Genomic DNA, 7,945 nt, shown 5'->3' on the forward strand with positions numbered 1-7,945 from the left:
ATGCCATTTCTCTTTATATTGTTACTTAGACAGGTAGGACATTTGATTTGTAGCGTTATTTTCATACCTCTATTTTATCAAAAGCCATATTGTTTTTTTCAGCATACTTTTTGAAACACCACCCAATTTCTTTCTTGTACAGCGATCAGTTCATATCTAATGCTGATGCAAGGCTCAATCTATACTCTTTTGATAAAAAAAGCATGACTAAAAGCCATGCCTTGGGAATTCGTATAACGCCTATTATGTTAATTTTAGAGAAACTCAATAATAAAACTATTTCTTTTTAGTTTTTATCTCACTAATTAATATTCCTAAAATGACACAAAGCCCACCAATAAGAGCTAAAAAGGGTAAACGCTCTCCTGCCAGCCTTCCGAATATTGCTGCCCAAACAGGCTCACCTGAATAGATAATAGCGGCCCTAGAAGGATCTACAGTACGTTGTGCCCAATTCATAGCAAATTGAATGAGTGTGCTGGCAAATCCCAGACTTAATGTAACTACTACGAGTTGCCATGAAATATTAGGAATTTCCGTTTCTCCTGCGAAAGGCATGATAAAAAAACAGAAAATAGACGCTACTACTAATTGGATGATAGTGACATTCTTTAAATCGACTCTACCTGCAAACTTACTGATCAAAATGATTTCAAGGGCTATTCCCAGCGCACTCAAAAGAGTAAAAATTTGTCCTAAATTAAAGTTAACGCCCCTAAAATCATTCCCTGTTAGAAGTATCAAACCAATAAAGGAAAAAAATATTCCAATCCAAATAAAGATATTTGGAAGCTTCCGATAAAAAATCCAGATTAATATTGGTACAAGAGGAATATATAGTGCTGTTAAAAATGCAGACTCACTACTTGTTATCGTCTTTAAACCTATAGTTTGAAGTCCGTATGAAAGTGCTAGTACGGCACCTATCGAAATACCCGCAATAACATCATCTTTACTTATCTTTTTTAGATACTTAAACGTAAAAATAAGCAAAATCATAGCAGCAACCAGAAATCGGCAACCAACAAAGAAAATAGGAGTCGTGTAATTAAGGACATAGTGAACAGCTAAAAAGGTTCCTCCCCAAATCATAGTTATAAATACAAGTACGATCTCAGGAGGTAATCTTTCTTTTAAGACATGAATTAAGGACATTACAAAATCTAAAGTGAAATATACTGCACTATTATTGCATCCATCTTGTTTATAGTGCAATATATTGCACATTAAACTTGTGAATACTCAGAATGAACACTGTCCTTGAATTTTTAGGAAAAAATATTCGTTTTTTTCGAGAGAAAATAGAACTGACTCAACAAGAGCTTGCTGATCGTTCAGGGGTAAGCAGACGTACAATAATTGCTTTAGAAGCAGATCAAATAAATATTAGTTTGGCTAAATTAGATGCTATAGCAAATGCCCTAAATATTAGTTTTAGTACTTTAGTTAGTCCGCTAGATTCAAAAATTCAACACTCTTGTACAAATATCTTAGCTTGGAAAGGCAATCATACAGAAAGCTATGCAAATTTACTGGGTACAGTGGATAACGGTACACAGACAGAAATGTGGATATGGTCACTAGCAGCTGGCGATTCTTATATAGCTGAACCTGATCCAGAAGGCTGGAAAGAAATGCTCTATATCATCCATGGAGAGTTAACACTTGAAATTGAAGGTCAATTTAAGATTCTAGGCCCTGAAGATTCGTTTATTTTTTCCAGCTCTACTTTGTACTCATATCATAATAAAAGTGATGAACAGGTAAAATTTGTGAGAAATGTTATTCATTAGCAGATCATTCAACATAATGGTTATTATACGAAATGAAAAAGCCTAGACACTGGTCTAGGCTTTAAACTTTAAAAAATACATAAAAATCAGTGTTATAACCTCAGTTTTATAGCTTCGTATAACGCCTATTATGTTAATTTTAGGAAATCTTAGTCTTTAGCTAACATAATCTTCAGTTGATATTACTTGAGCATATGCAAATTCAAAAGCGGCCATTAATGTTGCATGGACATGACCAGCAGGTACTTTAACGCCATTAAATTCCAAGTCTAGTGTTGCACAAGCATCATGTATCACTTTTACCTTATAACCAAAATCAGAAGCAGCACGAACAGCAGCATCAACACACATATGCGTCATAGCACCAATCACGACTAACTCAGTCACTTGATTGCTATCTAAAATTTCTTTGAGATTCGTGTTTAAGAACGCATTGATGTGATTTTTAATGATCACAGATTCATCTTCTTGCGGCTTAACTGTGTCCTGAAATTCAATACCATTTGAGCTAGGTTCAAATATAGGAGATTCAGCATCAGCAATATGTTGGACATGAATCACTTGAGTACCCTGTTGACGGGCTTTCGCAATTACTTTCACTGCATTAGCAGCAGCTTGTTCAATATTTACCAATGGTAATTTACCTGTAGGTAGATATTCATTTTGTAAGTCGATAACTAATAAAGCTGATTTTGACATACCTATTCCTTTACTTAACTAATATTTGTTTTGTTCTACTTAGGTTTTAAAGAAGTGGAATGCTTCCACTTCTTTAAGTCACTTTAGAAAGAAAGCGTTTCACCATCGATAGGAATTAAAACCTTATCTTGGATTCCTTTGTCCTTTACGTAATCTGCAAGCTCAGCACGTGTTACCGACATGTGGTTAATTGCATCCATGTGAACAGCAACCACTTTAGCATTTGGTGCTTTCTGAGTTGCATGATAAGTATCTTCTTTGCCCATAATAATGGATTCTTTAAAGCCATCAACCAAGGCGTTACCTGTATTCAAGACAATCACATCAGGTTTAAATGTTTGAATCGCTTGATCAACTTCAGAACGCCAGATGGTATCTCCTGCCACATAAACAGTTTCATGGCCAGCAGCTTCAAATACTACACCCATTGCTTCACCTAATCCAACTTGAAGCTTAGGAATACGGTACATGGCATCAGTACCGTGTTGACCACCAGTTTTAGTGAGCTTAATCCCTTCAAAGGTCGCTTGAGTTAATACACGAACATCTTTGAAGCCTTGTGACTGAATGATTTTCTGGTCTTCTTTATTCTGTACAAACAACGGCATGTTTTTCGGAATAGTCGCTTGTGCTGCATCATCCCAATGATCTAAATGGGTATGGGTCACGATTACCGCATCTACACCTTCTAAAATCGTTTCGGGCTTGATAGGCAAATCGACTAATGGGTTCCGTAAATAGCTACGATGAGTATCAGGAAAACCTTCATAGAATCCTTTTTTAGCAAACATTGGGTCAATTAAAAAAGTCGTATCAGCATAGGTTACTTTAATCGTTGCATTGCGAATTTCTTGTATATGCGTAACTTTAGAAGTATCTCGCTGAACCACCTTATCATTCGCATATAAATGGACTGAAGCCATTGCCAGAGAGAGTGCAATAACAGAGCTACTTAAAATTTTATTCATGTTCCAGATCCAATCATTTAGTCATACTCGAATCATGATAGGAAAAATTAAGCAATAAAACTGTCCTTAAGGACAATCATCGAAACTATTGGGACAACATGCTATATTTATTATTTTAGAGAGGTAGATTGAATGGCTATACCAGTAATTGGATTGTTCGTATATCCCAATATAAATCCATTTCACTTCTCTATCCCCCATATCATTTTCAATATCAAGATTGAAGATAAACGCTTATTTGATCTGAAAATTTTTTCTATAGATGGCCAGCCCGTAACAACAGAACAGTCTATGATGATTATCCCTGATGGTGGGGTCGAGCTCATTAAAGAGTCGGATCTTATTATTATTCCTGGGTGGGATGATTTTAATCACGAGCCTGAACAAGTACTTATCGATGCCCTAAATTGTGCATATCAGACTGGAATTAGAATTGTAGGGTTATGCTATGGAACTTATGCACTGGCATATGCTGGTTTACTTGACCATAAAAAAGCAGCTACGCACTGGATGGCTGAACAAGATTTCAGTGAGCGGTTTCCACAGGTTCAACTTGATCATGATGCCCTGTATGTAGAAGACCAAAGGATTGTAACCTCTGCTGGAACAGGTGCAGCATTAGACTGCTGCCTATATTTGGTACGAGAAATCTATAATGCACGAATTGCGAATAAAGTCTCTAGAGTAATGGTGATCCCGCCTCACCGTGAAGGTGGGCAAGCTCAGTTTATTGAACAGCCAGTCGCAGAATCGAGCCAAGATGCACAAATTAATGTATTACTTGATTTTTTAAGAAAGAATTTAGCTTTACAACATAATATTGAAAGCCTCGCTGAACGGACACATATGACACGCAAGACGTTCACACGGCATTTTAAGAAAGCGACAGGCATGACCCTAGTCGATTGGCTGAATACTGAAAGAATCAGATTAAGTTGTGAACTTTTAGAAACGACAAACTTGTCTATCGAAAAGATAACCGAGCTTTCAGGTTTTAATAATACCGTGTCATTTAGAAAAAATTTTCGTGAAAAATATGGCACCAGCCCTCAGGCATGGAGAAAAGCATTTGGGATCATTAATGAAAATAATCCACCCATTTAACATAATGGCTATTATACGCAATACACTTGTATATTAATATAAATATCAAGTGCTTATTAAAATAAGAAAAATCTCAAAATGCCCAAAAAGCCGACTTTGAAACAAGTCGGCTTTTTTATGAGCGGTTTTGATAGTTCTTGCCAATAATTTTGTTTAAAAAGTAACCAATTTTAAGGTTTTTCAAATTTTATCAATGCCTCAATGTCCGAAACTATCCCCAATTGCTGTGGATAAAATTTAGGCTATTTTGTACGCCTGAGCTTACGTAAATTCCGGTTCTTTACGGCTGTCCAGGATAGGTGAATTTTCCTATGATGAACTCATCGGGAACAGGAAGTTCCATACAAGAATAACAATAGATAAGCACAAGGACTGTAAGGTACGACAGGAGTTATACCGAGCGAACCAATACGAAAAACCCCGGCAGGATGCCGGGGTTTTTTATTGCCTATCCTTTCTCATTTGCAAAACAAACATAATGCCCCTAAAATATAGACTATAATCTATATTCTGGTTGTGGTATGTGGACAGTCATTACGACAGATCTATTTAATCAGTGGCTTGAATAGCAAGATGAACCTACACAAGAGAAGGTCCTAGCTGCCCTGGTTGTTCTACAGCAGCAGGGACCGAGTGTAGGCCGTCCTTTAGTAGATACTGTGTATGAGTCTAAATTTACCAATATGAAAGAACTGCGTGTTCAACATTGCGGTAGACCCTTAAGAGCTTTCTTCGCATTTGATCCCTTACGACAGGCTATTGTTCTATGTATTGCTGATAAAGGCGGTAAAAAGCGTTTTTATAAAGACATGCTGGATATTGCAGATGAACAATACCAACTTCATCTCACTACCCTAGGAGATAAATCTAATGGCTAAGACTCTGCAAGAATTGTTAGCTAGCCGCTCTCCAGAGAGCCAAGCCCGTATTCAAAAAATGGCAGATGAATTACTGCTAGAAAATCAGCTTCATCTTATTCGTGAAGAACTCGAAATTTCTCAAAAAGAGCTTGCTGAAACTTTGGGAATAAAACAGCCATCGCTTTCAGCAATAGAAAATCGTGGCAATGATCTTAAGATTTCAACCATGAAAAAGTATGTTGAGGCAATGGGTGGGAAGCTCCGTATTGATGTAGAGCTTCCAACAGGAAAACATATAGGATTCAACGTTTAACAATAAAAATGGGAGCTATAGGCTCCCATTTTTAGATTCGTATAACGTTGAACCCAACGGTAAATAGTCGTGTGATCAACATTCACACCCCGTTCGGCCAGCATTTCCTGCAGTTCACGATAGCTAATGCCATATTTACAATACCAGCGCACAGCCCAAAGAATGATTTCGCCCTGAAAATGCCGACCATGGAAAGGATTCATATGCTGCACCTTTAGCTAAAACAGTCTTCAGCTTACCATTCGTGGTTATTTGCAACAGTGCCAAATAGATTCATTTTCGATACTCTTACTTCAAAGCCAAAATTTTTCGGGCACCATTAAGTACGAATAAAGAAACCAGTATGCCAATGATTAAGTCTGGATAAGCTGATCCCGTCCACGCCACGAGTACACCGGCAAATATAACGCCCATATTTACGACAACGTCATTCGCCGAGAAAATCCAACTGGCTTTCATATGTGCGCCATCTTCTCGATGACCAGAAATAAGATATAAGCATATCACGTTAGCTATAAGTGCGAGCAGGCCAATAACAATCATGAGCGTTGATTCTGGCTCGCTTCCAAACATGAATCGTCTAATGACATCAACAATCACGATAACAGCAAGTAATAACTGAATCCAACCTGCGAAATGGGCTGCTTTTATTTGATATTTCGCAGCTTTTCCGACGGCATATAGCGCAATACCATAAACGGCTGCATCGGCAAACATATCTAGAGAATCAGCAATCAATCCTGTAGACGCAGCAATAATACCGCTGATGAATTCTATAAAGAAAAGTAGAGCATTAATACCTAATAACAGTTTAAGTACTTTAGCTTGTCTCACAGGATCAGGTTCATTAGGTATATCGCCTGAAGAAAGCTGTATTTCATCAAGTTTCGCCCCAAAACCCAGTCCTTCGAGTTTAGCCGTAATTTGCTGAATCCCTTCATTATGGAAGACTTTCAGTTTTCGATTGGGAAGATCAAAAGTAAGACCTTTAACTGCTTCAATATCTGCAAGAGCCATACGGACCATTTGCTCTTCAGCAGAGCAATCCATTTTAGGAATGGTGTAGGTACTTGTTTGCTTAGCCTGTTGATTGCTTATATAAGTTTCAGTCTTCACAAGCTTTGCACCAAAACCCAAAGCTTCAAGTTTGGTGGTTATATTTTCATCTTTTTGATTATGTAGAACCTTTAAAGAACGGTTAGGTAAATCAAAGATGAGTTTTTGAACACCATCAATTGAAGATAGCGCCATACGAACCATCTGTTCTTCCGCAGAACAATCCATTTTGGGAACTAAGTATTCACTCATGTAGTGCGAATCTTTTAAAACGTCTTCAGTGCTTAAATTTTCTTTGGGATCAGAACCACAACAGGATTGAGCGGTATCTTCACAACTGTTTGAAGTGTTACAGCAAGGAGATGAAGATTTTTTTTCTTCCTCTTCACCACAACAGCTAAGCGTATTATCACAATTCTTTGAATTGTTTGCTTCTGCAATTGATGGATGATTTTCTTGTTGAGATTTCTTATCTTCGCATGGTGTTTCTTTACTACATCCACAACCACTCATAATTATACCCATTAAAAAAATTATAAACTTTGAATATTAGAATCCCTATAGTTACTATAGAGTCAAGAATCTTTGGAAATACTAACTCAATGCATTTAAAAATTGGTGAACTCTCTAAAAAAACCTCATGTTCAGTATTAACAATTAGGTTTTATGAAAAGGAAGGTTTAATTCCGGAACCGGAAAGAACGGAAGGAAATTACCGCCTTTACGATGTAGGCTATGTTGAGCGAATTAAATTTATTTTGAATTGCCGAACTTTAAATATGAGTTTGAATGAAATTCGTCAATTACTTACCTATAAAGACAAACCTGAGAAAAATTGTTCAGATGTGAATGAATTAATTGACTTACATGTCAGTGCTATCAGAGAAAATATAATCAAGCAACAAAAGCTTATTGAACAACTATCTGATTTAAGAGGTACTTGTGATGGTTTATGTACAATTGACCAATGTGGAGTTTTAAAAAATCTAGCTTGATTATCTAGACCTATGCTTTTTTCAAAAAATCGGCACTGTTGCAAATAACCACGAATGGTAAGCTGAAGACTGTTTTAGCTAAAGGTGCAGCATATGAATCCTTTCCATGGTCGGCATTTTCAGGGCGAAATCATTCTTTGGGCTGTGCGCTGGTATT

8 protein-coding genes and 2 pseudogenes are annotated in these 7,945 nt (G+C 37.0%); 5 read left to right on the plus strand and 5 right to left on the minus strand.

Annotated features, from left to right (window positions below; genetic code table 11):
* Positions 1 to 276: 276 nt before the first annotated feature.
* Positions 277 to 1,155, minus strand: coding sequence for a DMT family transporter (locus FTV32_RS15120; RefSeq protein WP_067732190.1), 879 nt, complete (start codon positions 1,153 to 1,155; stop codon positions 277 to 279).
* A 92-nt stretch (positions 1,156 to 1,247) separates the two neighbouring features.
* Between FTV32_RS15120 and FTV32_RS15125 the strand changes: the two genes are divergently transcribed.
* Positions 1,248 to 1,793 carry a helix-turn-helix domain-containing protein gene (locus FTV32_RS15125; RefSeq protein ID WP_005176794.1) on the plus strand — a complete coding sequence of 182 codons (546 nt, stop codon included), beginning with the start codon at positions 1,248 to 1,250 and terminating at the stop codon, positions 1,791 to 1,793.
* A 156-nt stretch (positions 1,794 to 1,949) separates the two neighbouring features.
* On the opposite strand, the gene FTV32_RS15130 is transcribed toward FTV32_RS15125, so the two are convergent.
* Positions 1,950 to 2,492: a cysteine hydrolase family protein gene (locus tag FTV32_RS15130; RefSeq protein WP_004637127.1), complete on the minus strand. Its 543-nt coding sequence runs from the start codon at positions 2,490 to 2,492 to the stop codon at positions 1,950 to 1,952.
* An 83-nt stretch (positions 2,493 to 2,575) separates the two neighbouring features.
* Positions 2,576 to 3,460, minus strand: coding sequence for an MBL fold metallo-hydrolase (locus FTV32_RS15135; protein ID WP_180029059.1), 885 nt, complete (start codon positions 3,458 to 3,460; stop codon positions 2,576 to 2,578).
* A 132-nt stretch (positions 3,461 to 3,592) separates the two neighbouring features.
* Between FTV32_RS15135 and FTV32_RS15140 the strand changes: the two genes are divergently transcribed.
* The 3 genes and pseudogenes from FTV32_RS15140 to FTV32_RS15150 all read left to right on the plus strand — a co-directional run bounded on the left by FTV32_RS15140 (position 3,593) and on the right by FTV32_RS15150 (position 5,737).
* Positions 3,593 to 4,564, plus strand: a complete 972-nt coding sequence (locus FTV32_RS15140; protein WP_180029060.1) for a GlxA family transcriptional regulator — start codon at positions 3,593 to 3,595, stop codon at positions 4,562 to 4,564.
* 521 nt (positions 4,565 to 5,085) lie between these two features.
* Positions 5,086 to 5,442: pseudogene (locus tag FTV32_RS15145) on the plus strand (type II toxin-antitoxin system RelE/ParE family toxin).
* Positions 5,435 to 5,737 carry a helix-turn-helix domain-containing protein gene (locus FTV32_RS15150; RefSeq protein ID WP_001140620.1) on the plus strand — a complete coding sequence of 101 codons (303 nt, stop codon included), beginning with the start codon at positions 5,435 to 5,437 and terminating at the stop codon, positions 5,735 to 5,737. Before FTV32_RS15145 ends, FTV32_RS15150 begins: the two are co-directional and overlap by 8 nt.
* A 41-nt stretch (positions 5,738 to 5,778) precedes the next feature.
* On the opposite strand, the pseudogene FTV32_RS15155 reads toward FTV32_RS15150, so the two are convergent.
* Positions 5,779 to 5,940, minus strand: a pseudogene (locus FTV32_RS15155) (IS6 family transposase); the annotation flags it as partial.
* A gap of 85 nt (positions 5,941 to 6,025) precedes the next feature.
* On the minus strand, positions 6,026 to 7,306 hold the full coding sequence (locus tag FTV32_RS15160; RefSeq protein ID WP_180029061.1) for a cation transporter: 1,281 nt from the start codon (positions 7,304 to 7,306) through the stop codon (positions 6,026 to 6,028).
* Between the two features lie 89 nt (positions 7,307 to 7,395).
* Here FTV32_RS15160 and cadR point away from each other — a divergent pair, with 89 nt between their 5' ends.
* Entirely contained in the window at positions 7,396 to 7,788 is a 393-nt protein-coding gene (gene cadR, locus FTV32_RS15165) for a Cd(II)/Pb(II)-responsive transcriptional regulator (RefSeq protein ID WP_000550240.1), read from the plus strand.
* Positions 7,789 to 7,945 lie beyond the last annotated feature (157 nt).

Origin of the sequence: Acinetobacter sp. YH16032 (assembly GCF_013417345.1) — a bacterium.
GTDB lineage: Bacteria > Pseudomonadota > Gammaproteobacteria > Pseudomonadales > Moraxellaceae > Acinetobacter.